General features: G+C 68.7%; 14 protein-coding genes. 11 read left to right on the top strand and 3 right to left on the bottom strand.

Features of this window, described 5'->3' with window-relative positions; genetic code table 11:
• Positions 1–70 precede the first annotated feature (70 nt).
• Entirely contained in the window at positions 71–664 is a 594-nt protein-coding gene (locus C6I20_RS11185; protein WP_118398845.1) for a TetR/AcrR family transcriptional regulator, read from the bottom strand.
• A 53-nt stretch (positions 665–717) separates the two neighbouring features.
• On the opposite strand from C6I20_RS11185, the gene C6I20_RS11190 reads away from it, so the two are divergent.
• The 5 genes from C6I20_RS11190 (at position 718) to C6I20_RS11210 (ending at position 6446) form a co-directional block, all read left to right on the top strand.
• On the top strand, positions 718–1200 hold the full coding sequence (locus C6I20_RS11190) for a DUF2867 domain-containing protein (protein WP_162891275.1): 483 nt from the start codon (positions 718–720) through the stop codon (positions 1198–1200).
• A 120-nt stretch (positions 1201–1320) separates the two neighbouring features.
• Positions 1321–2505 (top strand): MCE family protein, encoded by a 1185-nt coding sequence (locus C6I20_RS11195; protein WP_162891276.1) that lies wholly within the window; start codon positions 1321–1323, stop codon positions 2503–2505.
• Positions 2506–2527: 22 nt separating this feature from the next.
• Positions 2528–3046, top strand: coding sequence for a DinB family protein (locus C6I20_RS11200; RefSeq protein WP_118396038.1), 519 nt, complete (start codon positions 2528–2530; stop codon positions 3044–3046).
• Positions 3047–3121: 75 nt separating this feature from the next.
• Complete coding sequence (locus C6I20_RS11205) at positions 3122–5878, top strand: penicillin acylase family protein (protein WP_118396039.1); 2757 nt, start codon at positions 3122–3124, stop codon at positions 5876–5878.
• Positions 5879–5891: 13 nt separating this feature from the next.
• The gene (locus C6I20_RS11210; RefSeq protein WP_118396040.1) at positions 5892–6446 is read left to right on the top strand and encodes a hypothetical protein; all 555 of its coding nucleotides are present in this window, start codon (positions 5892–5894) and stop codon (positions 6444–6446) included.
• A 7-nt stretch (positions 6447–6453) separates the two neighbouring features.
• Here the strand turns inward: C6I20_RS11210 and C6I20_RS11215 are convergent, their stop codons facing one another.
• Both C6I20_RS11215 and C6I20_RS11220 read right to left on the bottom strand, forming a co-directional pair.
• On the bottom strand, positions 6454–7047 hold the full coding sequence (locus C6I20_RS11215; protein ID WP_118396041.1) for a TetR/AcrR family transcriptional regulator: 594 nt from the start codon (positions 7045–7047) through the stop codon (positions 6454–6456).
• A 21-nt stretch (positions 7048–7068) separates the two neighbouring features.
• On the bottom strand, positions 7069–7356 hold the full coding sequence (locus tag C6I20_RS11220) for a hypothetical protein (RefSeq protein WP_118396042.1): 288 nt from the start codon (positions 7354–7356) through the stop codon (positions 7069–7071).
• A 129-nt stretch (positions 7357–7485) separates the two neighbouring features.
• Here C6I20_RS11220 and C6I20_RS11225 point away from each other — a divergent pair, with 129 nt between their 5' ends.
• From C6I20_RS11225 to C6I20_RS11250, 6 genes are all read left to right on the top strand, one after another.
• Positions 7486–8202, top strand: coding sequence for a response regulator transcription factor (locus C6I20_RS11225; RefSeq protein WP_118396043.1), 717 nt, complete (start codon positions 7486–7488; stop codon positions 8200–8202).
• 3 nt (positions 8203–8205) lie between these two features.
• Positions 8206–9663, top strand: coding sequence for a cell wall metabolism sensor histidine kinase WalK (locus C6I20_RS11230; RefSeq protein ID WP_118396044.1), 1458 nt, complete (start codon positions 8206–8208; stop codon positions 9661–9663).
• Between the two features lie 86 nt (positions 9664–9749).
• The gene (locus C6I20_RS11235) at positions 9750–11801 is read left to right on the top strand and encodes a glycosyltransferase family 39 protein (RefSeq protein WP_118396045.1); all 2052 of its coding nucleotides are present in this window, start codon (positions 9750–9752) and stop codon (positions 11799–11801) included.
• A 5-nt stretch (positions 11802–11806) separates the two neighbouring features.
• Positions 11807–13021: a glycosyltransferase gene (locus tag C6I20_RS11240; RefSeq protein WP_254052121.1), complete on the top strand. Its 1215-nt coding sequence runs from the start codon at positions 11807–11809 to the stop codon at positions 13019–13021.
• A gap of 130 nt (positions 13022–13151) precedes the next feature.
• Entirely contained in the window at positions 13152–13907 is a 756-nt protein-coding gene (locus tag C6I20_RS11245; RefSeq protein ID WP_118398847.1) for a PspA/IM30 family protein, read from the top strand.
• A gap of 43 nt (positions 13908–13950) precedes the next feature.
• On the top strand, positions 13951–14436 hold the full coding sequence (locus tag C6I20_RS11250) for a DUF2505 domain-containing protein (protein ID WP_162891277.1): 486 nt from the start codon (positions 13951–13953) through the stop codon (positions 14434–14436).
• Positions 14437–14450: the final 14 nt, after the last annotated feature.

Here is a 14450-nt window from a genome sequence, read left to right on the forward strand (position 1 = left end):
TGCCGTGGATCCGGGCGACGGATGCTCGGGCTCGAAACACGAGGCACGCGGGTGGTCGACGTGGGCGGCCTCAGTCGTCGGCGCGGACCAACGCTTCGACGACGTGCCGCACGTGCGTGTCGAATGCCCGGCCGACGGGCAGCGCCTCCGGCGTCGCGTGTGCGAGCTGCGCATGGCCGAGAAACGCCGTGTAGGCGAGCAGGCTGCGGCCACGGGCACGGGCCGGCGACATGCCGGCCTCGGCGAAGAGCCGGGTGAGGTAGGCCAGACGTCGCGAGGTGACCCGGCCTAGCGATGCCGAGACCAACGGGTCAGAAGCGTTGGCCTGAAGGGCGAGCTCGACTGATCCAGCGCCCGGTTGCACACCGATCTGCACTGCGCCGAACACGAGCTCGAGCAGGTTGCGGAGCCGTTCGGTCGGATCGTCGCCCCGTTCGATGGCGGCGATCACGAGCTCGGTGTCCCGCTCCTCCCAGCTTGCGAGTGCTGCGACGACAAGGGCGTTCCGGTCGGCGAAGTGCCAGTAGAAGCTGCCCTTCGTGGTCCCTAGGTGCTTCGCGAGAGGCTCGATGGCAACAGCAGCGAGCCCGCCACGAGCGATCGCGTCGAGTGCGGCAGCAGTCCAGTCCCCCGCCGTGAACGACTCGCCCTTCCCACCGACCATGGCCATACGCTACCGTATGGGCACGCGCCATACGGTAGCGTATGGAGGTAGTCATGAGACCCGAAACCCATCGCGTGCACGCCGTCGCCACGCCGAAGTCGCCACTCCTGACAGGCGCCCTCCCCCGCGTCGACTGGTCCGACGCGTACGCCGTTCCCTTCCCCGGCCGGCCGCCCGGAGATCCGCAGGACTGGGCTGCTGCGATCTTCCACTCGCCGCCGTCGTGGGTCGTCGCCCTGCTCGGCGTGCGCGAAGTCCTGGTCCGGGCCGTCGGGATGCAGCGTGGCGGGAGCCACGCCTTCGACCCGGTCGCCCGCAGCAGCGACGAGGTACTCCTCGGCATCGACCAGGATCACCTCGGCTTCCGAGCGTCCGTGCTGTTCGAGCCCACCCGGGTGGTGCTGAGCACGATCGTCCAGGTGCACAATCGTCGAGGGCGTGCCTACTGGGCGCTGGTCCGCTGGGTCCACCCGGTCGTCGTGCGGTCGATGCTGGCTCGCGCCGCGCGCACGATGGCGGAGTCGTCACCGGTCTGAGCCGAGATCCCTCGAGTCCATCGGGGCCATGACCTGCGTCACAGCGGCGCGTGCCCGCTTGCTGCTGTCGGGGCGCGCAGGACATACTCTCGGTATGATCCATGCCGTCGGGACCAGCACGTGATCACCCGGCAGACCAAGATCCAGCTGCTCGTCTTCCTGGCCGTCACGGTCCTCGGCGGGGCGTTTGTGGGTGGCCGCTACGCCCAGATCGACCGCCTGGTCGTCGATCGGACCTATGCCGTTGACGCCCACTTCAGCGACTCCGGGGGAATCTTCGAAGGCGCCCAGGTGACCTACCGCGGCATCGAGGTCGGTCGGGTCGGCCTGCTGGAGTTCGAGCCGTCCGGCGTCCGGGTCCGGCTCGACATCGAGAACAATGCACCGAGCATCCCGTCGGACGTCGAGGTCGCCGTGGCCACCAAGTCGGCGATCGGTGAGCAGTTCGTCGATCTGCGCCCCCGCGCCTCCGGCAAGCCCTACCTCACCGACGGGTCGGAGGTCGCGCTCGCCGACACCCGCATCCCGATCGACACCACGACACTGCTGGTCGACGTCAATGATCTGGTGACATCGGTCGACACCGACAACCTGCGGACCGTCGTCGACGAGCTGGGTCAGGCCTTCGACGGAACCGGCGAAGACCTCGCCACGATCCTGGACACCTCATCGGAGTTCATCGAGGCAGCCGATGACAACATCGGTGTCACACGCTCCTTGATCCGCGAGTCGGACTCGGTCCTGCAGACCCAGATCGACAAGGAGAGCGCGATCGGCTCGTTCTCCGAGAACCTTGCCCTGCTGTCCGACAGCCTCGTCGACGCCGACCCCGACCTGCGACGCCTGCTCGACCAGGGCAGCGACAGCGCCCAGACCCTGCGCACCGTCGTCGACGAGAACTCCGAGGACCTCGGCTCGATCATCGACGACCTGCAGACCATCAACCGCCCCATCGCCGAGAACCTCATCGGCATCCAGACACTCTTCGTGATCTACCCGACCGTCGTCCAGTCGACGTTCTCGGTCCTCAACCCGACCGGGACCGGCGACTACAACGCCGGCTTCGGCCTGGCACTCACCGACCTGACACCCACCTGCACGTACGCCAACAGCGGCGGCGCGGCCTCCGGCTACCAGCCTCGTCGCGAAGAAGCCGTCATCAGCGACCGCGAGCTGCGGCCCGGCACCGACTGCAACGTCGAGAACTCGATCGCACGGCAGGCGTCCAAGACGGTCTACAACCGCCCCGCCGCCAGCTCGGACCCCTCGTGGGCCACCCTCTTGATCGGGCCAGCCACCCACTGATCCGGCGTGGCACGATCGGTCCATGACCTGGATCTCTCCGACACCCACCGAGACCGATGGACCCCTGACCGGGCCTGACCGTCCGATGCTCGAGGCCGAGCTCGACTATCAGCGAGCAACCCTGCTGAACATCTGCGCGGGGTTGACCGCCGAACAGCTGGCCGAGCGACCGATCCCATCGACCAACCTGTCACTGCTGGGCCTGGTCCGGCACATGGCCAAGGTCGAGCGCATCTGGTTCCGCAAGCGGACCGCCGAACAGGACATCGAGCACCTGCACAACTTCGAGGCCCGTGACGACACCGACTTCGTCGTGATCGACGCCTCGGATGCCGAGCGCGCCATGGCCCAGCTGGTCGAGGAGCAGGGTCTCGCCCGCGCCGCCGTGTCGGATCTCGATTTCGACCTCGCGGTCGACGACGGGCACGGCGATCGGCTCTCCCTGCGCCGGGTGCACGTGCACATGATCTCCGAGTACGCGCGGCACAACGGCCACGCCGACCTGCTGCGCCAGGCCATCGACGGCGCGACCTCCAGATGATGGTGACCCCCGAGTAACTTCGACTCCTGCTCGATCGTTGTGACGTGCAACACAAATCGAGACTGAGGAGCCGTCGTGCGTCGTAGCGCCGTCATCACCGTGTTCAGCGTGTTGGCAGTCGGAGCGGCGGTGCTCCCCGCGGGCGCCGCGACGACGGTCCCGTCGCCGGCGACGGCCGACTCGTACGGATCGGTCCGCAACATCGTGCCGGCCGGCCAGCGCGGATCGGTCAACGCCCTCCAGCTCGCACAGGTGCTGACCGGAGGTGGCCTGCAGGCGGTCGACGGCAAGAACGCGCCGCCCAACTACGCCGACCAGCTCGAGATGTACGACGACCTCGCGAGGTACCGCCCCCACCAGATCACGGACGCCGTGGTCGACAAGGACTTCAAGCGGGCCGGCTTCGTGCCCGACAAGGTCGTCAGCACTGAGACGCCACGGCCCGGTGTCACGATCGTCCGCGACAGCTTCGGCGTCCCCTTCATCACCGGCAAGACCTACAACGACACGATGTTCGGGGCCGGGTTCGCCGGCACCCAGGACCGGATGTTCCTGATGGACGCCCTGCGCCACCTCGGCGCGGGCCGCGGCGCGGAGTTCGTCGGCGGCACCCCGGGCAACATCGCGATGGACCGCGCACAGGTCCGCTCGGCGTATTACACGCCCAAGGAAGCGGCCGACCAGCTCGAGATCATCGCCGACGAAAACGGTGCGGAGGGACAGCGCCTGCTCGACGGCGCCGACGCCTACCTCGCCGGCATCAACGCCGCGCAGAACCAGATGTGCCCGCTGGGCCTGCCGACCGGACTGAACTGCCCCGCCGAGTATCTGGCCCTGCAGAAGAAGCCGGCGCCGTGGACCCGGGCCGACCTGACCTACGTCGCCTCGCTCGTCGGCGGCATCTTCGGCAAGGGCGGCGGACAGGAGTACGCCAACAGCGTGTTCTACGCCAAGCTCGTCAAGCAGTTCGGCACCACCAAGGCCGACAAGATGTTCGTCAGCCTGCGCTCCAAGAACGACAAGGAAGCGCCCACGACGTCAACGCTGTCGTTCCCGTACGACAACAAGGCGTTCAACCCGCGCCAGGCGGGCGTCGCGATTCCCGATCTCGACGGTCCCACGGCCAGCGGCTCGGGCGACGACGCCGGCACCACGAGCCCGATCCAGACCCTGCTCGACGCACTCAAGCTCGGCCTGACCGGCACACCGGACCAGATCGACACCCCCTCGGGCACGATCGACCTGAGCAGCCTGTTCTCCAGCAACGGCATGAGCAACGCGCTCCTGGTCGGCGCCAACAAGACCTCGACGGGTCACCCCTTGACGGTGTTCGGACCACAGACCGGCTACTACAACCCCCAGCTCCTCAACGAGCAGGTCTTGATGGGCCCGGGCGTCTTCGCCCGGGGCGTGTCGTTCGCCGGCACCAACCTGGTCGTGGAGCTCGGCCACGGTCTCGACTACGCCTGGTCCGCGACCAGCTCGGGCAGCGACAACATCGACACCGTGATCGAGAAGCTCTGCAACGCCGACGGGAGCAAGCCGACCGTGACCTCGACGTCGTACAAGAAGGACGGCGGCGCCTGTGTGCCGATGCAGTACAACGAGCACAAGCAGACCGTTATCCCGAACATCTCGGCGCCGACTCCGCCGTCGACGATCAAGATGCAGGTGTGGCGGACCAACCACGGCATCGTGCAGACCCGCACGACGGTCAAGGGTGTCCCGGTTGCGGTCGTCATCGAGCGCAGCACCTACGGCCGCGAAGCAGCCTCGATCCTCGGCTTCTCGCGGTTCAACAACCCCGACTACGTCAAGGACGCCACGACATTCAAGAAGGCCGCCAACGCGATCGACTACACGTTCAACTGGTTCTATGCCGACGACAAGGACATCGCGTTCTTCTCCTCGGGCCGTCTGCCGGTGCGTGCCGCAGGCACCGATACCGATCTGCCTCGCTGGGCCGGCAAGACGTACGACCCGAAGGGATGGCTCAGCGCCGCCAAACACGTGCAGCAGGTCAACCCGCCGACGGGCTATCTTGCGAGCTGGAACAACAAGCCCGCGCGTGACTTCGCTGCCGCCGACGACAAGTGGTCCGACGGAGCGGTGCACCGCTCGCAGGCCCTGAGCAAGCGCATCACCGACGCGATCTCGAAGGGGAAGATCAAGCGGGCCCAGCTCGTCGGGATCGTCGAGGACGCCGCGACCGAGGACGTGCGCGCCAAGGAGCTGCTGCCGATCCTGCTCAAGACGCTCGGCAACGACACCAAGACCGCGCAGGCCCGCTCGCTGCTGTCAGCGTGGCTCGCCGACGGCGCACACCGGGTCGACTACGACCGCACCGGCTCCTACGCCCACCAGGCGGCGATCCGCATCTTCGACACGTGGTGGGAGGACGGCGACAACGCGCTGGCCTACGACTTCGCGACGGCGAGCCTGGGCACGACCCTTCCCCGAGAGCTGCCACAGCCCCTCGACGACCATCCGAGGGCTGGCGGAGGCTCGTCGTGGCTCGGCTCACCCTGGTATGGCTACATCAGCAAGGAGCTGCGCGACATCAACGGCTCGAGCGTCAAGAGCCCGTACGCGTACGCCCTGTGCGGATCGCTCACGACGTGCCGCTCGACGCTGCGAGCATCGCTGCTCGGAGCCGTCGACCGCGCGCAGCAGGCACAGGGAGTTGGCAACCCCGCCGCGCTGACCTATGACAAGTCGATCGACTACATCCGGCCCACGACCGGCGGTGTCGTGAGCGTCCGGCCGACCGACTGGCAGAACAGGCCGACCTTCCAGCAGGTAGTCGACTACCGGACGCACCGCGCCCGGTGATCTACTGACCGGCATGAGACGCACCCTGCCCGCGGCCATCGCGATCCTGCTCCTGGCCGCCGGGTGCGGCTCGGGGTCGCCCGGCCCCTCAGCCGGCCCGACGTCGAGCCCTTCAGGCTCGGTGCCGTCGACACCCGTCGCAACGTCTGCACCGGCGCCGACGGGGTCGACCGCTGCCGCGCCGGGCGTCGTCGACTACGGCGATGACGAGGTGACGGTCTCGAAGCCGTCGGACGCCGGCCAGCTCACCGGCGCACCCGACGACTTCGCCGCGTTCATCCGGGCCGAGCTGGCCCGCCAGCAGGCCAGCAAGGACGACGTCTGCACCGAGAAGGCCGAGATCCATGTCGCTCGTGTCGACCCGCGCGGCTGGGCCTCCGGCGGCCTGTTCATTCCACAGTGTGGCGGCAACGCCGCGCTGTGGGCCAAGGTCGGCGGGGCGTGGAAAGAGGTCTGGGCCGGTCAGACGCTGCCCGACTGCTCGATCCTGAAGAAGTACCGATTCCCGGTCGCGATCGCGCAAGGCACCTGCGTCCAGGGCGGCAAGGAGATCCCGTACACCGCCTGAGCCCGGCTCAGGCAGACGTGAGTGCGGTGAACAGCGGGCCGACCAGCTCGAGGAACCGGTCGGGCGAGGCCTCACGATTGACGACACTCCGGATCCCCACGCCGATCGCGTAGTCCACGACCGCCTCGGCCAGCACCTCGATGGTGCCGTCGTCGATCGCGCCTCCCGGCACGATCATGCGGATGACCTCGGCTGCCTGGTCGAGCGCCGCGGCCTGCCGCTGCGTCTGGGCCGCGGCGAGCTTTTCGTCCCCGATCGTCTCGAGGAGCAGCTCGAGCTCGAACCGCACCCACCCGGAGTCGCTCGCGCGCTTGGCCCACTCCCGCACCTGGGGCAGCAGCTGATCCGGCCCGTCGGCATCACGTACGCGGCCTGCCAGGGCGTCAATCTGCTCGGTCTGGATGCCACGCAGCACACCCAGCGCCAGCTCTGCCTTGCTGCCGAAGCTCGAGTAGACGATGCCCGTCGTGAAGCCGGCCTCGCGCGCCACCGCCGCGACGGATGTGGCGACATAGCCATCACGCAGGAATGCGTCTCGCGCCACCGCCAGCACCGTGTCACGATTGCGATCCTGCGCCTGGGAACGGGTCAAGCGCGTCATGGTGCCAGCCTAGTGGTCGGTTCAGGCCGGGCCGCGATTCGCACCGTCGGCGCCTCGCCCCGTCGCCCCGGACACCTGCTGGCCCTGACCCTGCCCGGGCGGCTGACCCACTCGCCCTTGCTGGCCCGTCTGGCCCGGACCTTGTCCCTGTGCGCCGCCGGCGCGGCCGCCACGGGCATCCTGCGTCCCGCCCGCTGCGCCGAGCGCGGCACCGGCGCCGAGTCCCAGCACCACCACAGCGATCGCTGCAGCCGCGAGCGTACGGGTCGACCAGGTCCTGGTGGGAGGCATGTCGCTGTGCTGACTCATGCGGACACTGTCGAGCCGCGACCTGTCAGGCCCCTGTGATTCCCCCTAATGAAGACTGGGACCACCAATCACAGGTTGCTCACAGGCAGTTCTCACCCAGCCCCCGGCCAGGGGACGCACACTGGATGCATGGCCTCATCACTGACACGGGCGGACGGGGCGCCTCTGCGCGTCCTGGTCGTCGACGACGAGATCAACATCGCCGAGCTGCTGCAGATGGCGCTGCGCTATGAGGGCTGGGACATCCAGATGGCCCACACGGGCCGCCAGGCGGTCACGGCGGCCAAGGAGTTCGGACCCGACGCGATCGTGCTCGACATGATGCTGCCGGACTTCGACGGCATGGAGGTCCTGCGCAAGGTTCGCGCTGATGCCCCCGAGATCCCGGTGCTGTTCCTCACCGCGCGCGACTCGGTCGAGGACCGCGTCGCCGGGCTCACCGCGGGCGGTGACGACTATGTGACCAAGCCGTTCAGCCTCGAGGAGGTCGTGGCCCGGCTCCGTGGTCTGATGCGCCGCGCCGGTGCGCTGGACGCACGGCCCAGCTCGGTCATCACGGTCGGTGACCTGAGCCTGGACGAGGACAGCCGCGACGTCGAGCGGGACGGCCGCGAGATCGACCTGACCGCGACCGAGTTCGAGCTGCTGCGCTTCCTGATGCGCAACCCACGGCGGGTCCTGTCCAAGGCGCAGATCCTCGACCGGGTGTGGGACTACGACTTCGGCGGCCAGGCCAACATCGTCGAGCTCTACATCTCCTATCTCCGCAAGAAGATCGATGCCGGCCACGCGCCGATGATCCACACCAAGCGCGGCGCCGGCTACGTCCTCAAGCCTGTGGACTAGCGCATGCGCACACTGCTGCCCGCCTCGCTGACCGGGCGACTCGTCATGACCTCGGTGGCACTCGTCGCCGTGGTCAGTCTCCTGATCGGGGTCGTGGCCACGATCGTGATGCGGTCCTACCTCATGAACCGTCTGGATGACCAGCTCGGCCAGTCCCTCGACCGCGCCCAAAGTGCCGTCAGGGGCGACGGAGGCGCCGGTCCGTCCGGCCAGGACGGACGTACCCCTGACGGGTCGTTCGGCGGCGACACCCCACGCATCCCGTTCGGTCAGGGCGCCGGAAGCATCACGACGTTCTTCGACGCAGAGGGCCTGCGTGGTGTCGTCATCACGGCATCCGGCGAGCGCAAGGCACTCTCCCGCACAGCGCTCCAGAAGATGTCTGCGGTCGAGGTCAACGAGGATCCCCGATCGATCGAGCTACCGGCTCTCGGCACCTACCGCGTCGCCGCGACGACGACCCCGACGGGCGGCATCGTCTGGCAGGCGCTGCCCGCCGACGAGGTCGACGGGACGATCTCGAGCCTGATCTGGTGGGAGAGCCTGCTGGCGCTCGGCGGCACCGTCGCGGCGGCGGGTGCGGGACGCGTCCTCGTACGCCGCCAGCTCCGGCCCCTGCGCGACGTCGCGACAACTGCGCACCAGGTCACCGCCATGCCCCTCGCCTCCGGAGAGATCGGTGAGATAGGTCGCGTACCAGCCCACCTGACCGATCCGGCGACGGAGGTCGGCCAGGTCGGCGAGGCTCTCAACCAGATGCTCGGCCATGTCGAGGAGGCCCTCGACGCCCGCCACGAGAGCGAGCAGCAGGTGCGACAGTTCCTCGCGGACGCCTCGCACGAGCTGCGCACCCCCCTGTCGACGATCAAGGGCTACGCCGAGCTCAGTCGGCGGACCGGCCGCGACGATCCGGACCAGATCCTCGCGAAGGTCGAGTCGGAGGCGGGTCGCATGTCGTCCCTCGTCGAGGACATGCTGCTGCTGGCCCGCCTCGACGCGGGACGCGAGGTCGATCGTCGCCCCGTCGACCTGACCCGTCTGGTCGTCGAGGCGGTCAACGATGCGCGGGTCGTCGACCCCGAGCGGCACTGGACGTTCGACGTGCCCGACGAGCCCGTCACCGTGATCGGCGACGAGCTGCGACTGCACCAGGCCGTCACCAACCTGTTGACGAACGCCAGCCGGCACACCCCCCCGCAGACGACGGTCGACGTCCGCCTGCGGCTCGGCGACGACATACAGGTCGAGGTCCACGATGACGGTCCGGGCATCGACCCCGCACTCGTGCCGACGATCTTCGAGCGGTTCGTGCGCGGCGACTCCTCCCGCACCCGAGCCTCCGGAGGCGCGGGCCTGGGCATGTCGCTGGTCCGCGCGATCATGCACGCCCACCAGGGCTCTGCGACGGTCACGAGCTCTCCCGGCGACACGACCTTCACCCTGACGCTGCCCGCCTCCTGAACGGCCCGGCCTGACCGGTAGGCGGTCACAGGAGGGGCACAGACGGACCACACGGCCGCCCCAGAGCGCACTCGCACTGTGGGGGTATGAACCAGACCACCCTCATCGCTCCCCCGCTCGAGCGCGGCGCCACCGGGGCCGAAGCACCCGTCCGCCCCGGCCGCTCGGCCACCTGGCTCGCCCGTACCCTGCGCGGTCGACCGGACGACTCCCCGCTCGTGCGTCCCGCTCTGATGGCGCTGCTGGTCGCGAGCGGCCTGCTCTACCTCTGGGGCCTCGGCGCCTCCGGCTGGGCGAACTCGTTCTACTCCGCAGCGGTGCAGGCCGGCTCGGAATCATGGAAGGCCTTCTTCTTCGGCTCCTCCGACGCGGCCAACTCGATCACGGTCGACAAGACGCCCATGGCGCTGTGGCCCATGGCGCTGTCGGTCCGCCTGTTCGGACTGTCGTCGTGGAGCATGCTCGCGCCCCAGGCGTTGATGGGGGTGGGCTCGGTCGGGCTGTTGTACGTCACGGTTCGGCGCTCGACCAGCAACGCGTGGGCCGGCCTGTTCGCTGGTGCGGTCCTGGCACTGACCCCCGTCGCGGTCCTGATGTTCCGGTTCAACAACCCCGACGCGCTGCTGACCCTCCTGCTGATCGCGGCGGTGTACGCCACGATCCGGGCGATCGAGTCACCCGAACGAGCCGTGCGCTGGCTCGTGCTCGGCGGGACGCTGGTCGGACTCGCCTTCCTCACCAAGATGATGCAGGCCTTCCTGGTGCTGCCTCCGCTGGTCATGGTCTACCTCGTCGCGGCGACCCCGCCGTTCGGCCGGCGCATCCTGCACCTGCTCGCCGCATTCGGCTCGATGATCCTCGCCGCGGGTTGGTGGATCGCAATCGTCGAGCTGTGGCCCGCCTCCAGCCGTCCGTACATCGGCGGCTCGCAGAACAACTCGATCCTCGAGCTGACCCTGGGCTACAACGGTTTCGGCCGGCTCAACGGCAATGAGGTCGGCTCCGTCGGCGGAGGCAACACCGCCGGTGGTGGCAACTGGGGCGAGACCGGGCTGCTGCGCATGTTCAGCTCCGAGATCGGCGGTCAGATCGCCTGGCTGCTGCCGGCCGCACTGGCCCTGCTGGTGCTCGGCCTGTGGTTCCTCCGCAGTGCCGGGCGCACCGACCAGCGAATCGTCGGACTCGTCGTGTGGGGCGGCTGGCTCGTCGTGACCGCGCTGACGTTCAGCCTCATGGCTGGCATCTTCCATGCGTACTACACCGTCGCGCTGGCCCCCGCGATCGCCGCGGTCGTCGCGATCGGCGCAGCCGTCCTGTGGGACCACCGCGAGTCGCTCGTGGCAACCCTCGGCGCAGCCTTCGTCATCGCGATGACGGCAGCGATGAGCTTCACCCTCCTCGGCCGGTCCGCGGACTTCCTGCCCTGGCTCAAGTACGTCGTGCTGGTGACCGGGGTGGTGTCTGCGGTCCTGCTGGTCCTGCACCGGATGCTGCCGCGCCGCGCGATGCTCGCGGTCGCCGGAGCCATCCTCATCACGGCCCTCGCCGGCCCCACGGCATACGCCGTCGACACGGCGTCCACACCGCACACGGGATCGATCCCCAGCGCTGGCCCGAGCACCGGGAGCAGCGTTGGAGGCGGCGGAGGACGCGCCGGAGGTGCGGGAGGCGGCCCCACCGGGCAACGCCCGGCACAGCAGGGCCAAGCGCAGCAGGGCCAAGCTGGCGGCCAGGCCAACCAGGGGCAGGGCACGACCGGAGGTCTGTTGTCCGGCTCGGAGTCGACTGACGCGATCGACGCGCTCCTGACTGCCGACTCCGGCTCCTACACCTGGGTTGCCGCCGCAGTCGGCGCCAACACGGCGGCGGGTTATCAGCTCGCCACGGAGCTTCCGGTCATGTCAATCGGCGGCTTCAACGGCTCGGATCCCAGCCCGACGCTGGAGCGGTTCCAGCAGAACGTTGCCGACGGCGAGGTCCACTACTTCATCGCCAGCACCGACGCTGGCGGCAGAGGCGGCCCGGGAGCCTCGAGCACCGGCACGAGCTCGCAGATCTCGACCTGGGTGTCCGAAAGCTTCACCGCCCAGACCGTCGACGGTGTCACGGTCTACGATCTCTCGGGCGGCATCCAGTGACCGCCGTGCAGACGCTCGTCGAGCAGACACAGGTGGGCACCACTGCGCTGGACATTGTGATCCCGGTCCACAACGAGGAGAGCACCCTGGTCGCCTCGGTCGAGACCGTACGAGCCCACCTGCGCATGTTGCCGTACACGTCCCGCGTAACGATCGCCGACAACGCCAGCACCGACGGGACGAGCCTGCTGGCCCATGAGCTGGCGCATCAGCACCCCGATGTCTCGGTCGTCTCGCTGGCCCGCAAGGGCCGAGGCCGGGCGCTCAAGCAGGCCTGGTCCCAGTCCGATGCGGATGTGCTGGTCTACATGGACGTCGACCTGTCGACCGACCTCAACGCGCTGCTGCCGCTCGTCGCTCCACTGCTGTCGGGGCACTCCGACCTGGCGATCGGCTCCCGCCTGGCCAGGTCGTCCCGGACAACGCGCGGCCCCAAGCGCGAGCTGATCTCCCGGACGTACAACGTGCTGCTGCGCAGCGCGTTGCGAGCCCGGTTCTCGGACGCGCAGTGCGGCTTCAAGGCGATCCGTCGCGATGTCGCGGCACAGCTCCTCCCGCTCATCGAGGACGACGAGTGGTTCTTCGACACCGAGCTCCTGGTCGTCGCCGAACGGGCCGGCTTGCGGATCCACGAGGTGCCGGTCGACTGGATCGACGATCCGGACAGCAAGGTCGACATAGTGCGGACCGCGGCGGCGGACCTGCGCGGCATGGGCCGATTGGGCTTGGCGCTGCTGCGCGGCCGCGTGCCGTTGGCCGCGGTCGCCCAGGCGCTCGGTCGGACCTCGGCCCGCAGCGCGGGCGGGCGACTCAGCGCCCAGATGGTCGTGTTCGCCATGGTCGGGATTCTGTCGACCTTGGCGTACGGCGTCCTCTATGTTGCGCTGCGCGGCAGGCTCGGCGCGCAGGAGGCCAATGCGATTGCACTGGCGGCGACCGCGATCGCCAACACGGCGGCCAACCGGCGCTTCACCTTCGGCTTCCGCGGACCAGAGGGGGCACTCCGGCACCAGCTCCAGGGCCTGCTGGTGTTCGCCTGCGGGCTCGGCGTCACGGCCGGCACTCTGTGGGCCATGCGTGCGGTCGGCGGCGACGGTCATCCACTCGTCGAGGTCGTGCTGCTGACGGCGGCGAACCTGTTCGTGACCGGGATGCGATTCGTGCTGATGCGGGTCTGGATCTTCGGCTCGGCGGAGTCCGCTGCCGCCGGCACGACGTGATCCTCACGACGCACCCTGTTGTCTCGGCCACCGTCATGCACCAAGATCATCGTGTGGCGCCACCGGCGCCGCCCATCCCGCCGACGGACGCAGCATCCCGCCCGGCAGCACCTGACAGAGAGTGACGACCATGGCTCAGAAACAGTCCATCCTGGGGCGCATCGGTCAGCTGACCCGCGCCAACATCAACTCCCTCCTCGACAAGGCCGAAGATCCGGAGAAGATGCTCGACCAGCTGGTCCGCGACTACACCAGCTCGATTGCCGAGGCCGAGCAGGCCGTCGCGCAGACGATCGGCAACCTGCGGCTCGCCGAGGCGGACCATGCCGAGGACGTCACTGCCGCCAAGGAATGGGGCAGCAAGGCCCTTCGGGCGTCGCAGAAGGCCGACTCGCTGCGCACCTCGGGTCAGCCGACCGAGGCGGACAAGTTCGACAACCTGGCCAAGATCGCCCTGGGCAAGCAGATCAGCTTCGAGAACGAGGCACGGACCGAGGCTCCCCAGATCGCCTCGCAGGGCGAGGTCGTCGAGAAGCTCAAGGTCGGCCTGATCGGCATGAAGGCCAAGCTGGGCGAGCTGCAGTCCAAGCGGGATCAGCTCGTGGCCCGGGCCAAGACCGCCGAGGCCCAGGCCAAGGTGCAGGACGCTGTTAGGTCGATCGACATCCTCGACCCCACCAGCGAGGTCTCCCGGTTCGAGGACAAGGTCCGCCGGGTCGAGGCCCAGGTCGCCGGCCGGTCCGAGCTGGCCGCGTCGAGCCTTGATGCGCAGTTCGAGGAGCTCGAGGGGGACAGCACCGCGGCCGAGGTCGAGGCACGGCTCTCCGAGCTCAAGAGCCTCGGTGCGGCGTCGTCGACTCCCGCGGTCGAGCCGGTGGCGGAATGACCGATCCGCTGCAAGACCCGTCGATGTGCACAAGGATGTCCAGATGAAGCTCACGGAACAATTCAGCTATTCAGGTGCTGACGTCGAGGCGGTCTACGCACTGATCACCGACCAGGCATTCCGCATCGAGTCCTGCGAGAACCAGGGTGCCCACGAGTTCGACGTCACGGTCGAGCAGGTCGGGGACGGCGCCACGGTGACCGTCATCCGTACGCAGGACGCGGACATGCCCGACTTCGTCAAGAAGCTCACGGGCAGCACTGTCAAGGTCAAGCAGACCGAGGTGTGGGCCGCGCCTGACAGCGAAGGCAACCGCACGGCCGACGTCAAGGTCAGCATCATCGGCCAGCCAGCAGAGATGACCGGCAAGGCCAAGTTGTTCCCGGGCGGCGGCGGCACCGAGTTCAGCCTCGATGGAGACGTCAAGGTCTCGATCCCGTTCATCGGCAAGAAGATCGAGCCCGAGGTCGCCAAGGCGATCCGCTCATCGCTGCGCGAAGAGGTCGAGTACGGCCAGACCAAGCTCTAGGTCGACCGCGACGG

The organism is Aeromicrobium sp. A1-2 (assembly GCF_003443875.1).
Taxonomy (GTDB): domain Bacteria; phylum Actinomycetota; class Actinomycetes; order Propionibacteriales; family Nocardioidaceae; genus Aeromicrobium.

What these genes read in the sequence shown, in the direction of transcription:
- C6I20_RS11185 (WP_118398845.1), bottom strand. Translation starts at nt 664, where the DNA reads ATGGTCGGTGGGAAGGGCGAGTCGTTCACGGCGGGGGACTGGACTGCT.
- C6I20_RS11190 (WP_162891275.1), top strand. Translation starts at nt 718, where the DNA reads ATGAGACCCGAAACCCATCGCGTGCACGCCGTCGCCACGCCGAAGTCG.
- C6I20_RS11200 (WP_118396038.1), top strand. Translation starts at nt 2,528, where the DNA reads ATGACCTGGATCTCTCCGACACCCACCGAGACCGATGGACCCCTGACC.
- C6I20_RS11210 (WP_118396040.1), top strand. Translation starts at nt 5,892, where the DNA reads ATGAGACGCACCCTGCCCGCGGCCATCGCGATCCTGCTCCTGGCCGCC.
- C6I20_RS11215 (WP_118396041.1), bottom strand. Translation starts at nt 7,047, where the DNA reads ATGACGCGCTTGACCCGTTCCCAGGCGCAGGATCGCAATCGTGACACG.
- C6I20_RS11220 (WP_118396042.1), bottom strand. Translation starts at nt 7,356, where the DNA reads ATGAGTCAGCACAGCGACATGCCTCCCACCAGGACCTGGTCGACCCGT.
- C6I20_RS11225 (WP_118396043.1), top strand. Translation starts at nt 7,486, where the DNA reads ATGGCCTCATCACTGACACGGGCGGACGGGGCGCCTCTGCGCGTCCTG.
- C6I20_RS11230 (WP_118396044.1), top strand. Translation starts at nt 8,206, where the DNA reads ATGCGCACACTGCTGCCCGCCTCGCTGACCGGGCGACTCGTCATGACC.
- C6I20_RS11235 (WP_118396045.1), top strand. Translation starts at nt 9,750, where the DNA reads ATGAACCAGACCACCCTCATCGCTCCCCCGCTCGAGCGCGGCGCCACC.
- C6I20_RS11245 (WP_118398847.1), top strand. Translation starts at nt 13,152, where the DNA reads ATGGCTCAGAAACAGTCCATCCTGGGGCGCATCGGTCAGCTGACCCGC.
- C6I20_RS11250 (WP_162891277.1), top strand. Translation starts at nt 13,951, where the DNA reads ATGAAGCTCACGGAACAATTCAGCTATTCAGGTGCTGACGTCGAGGCG.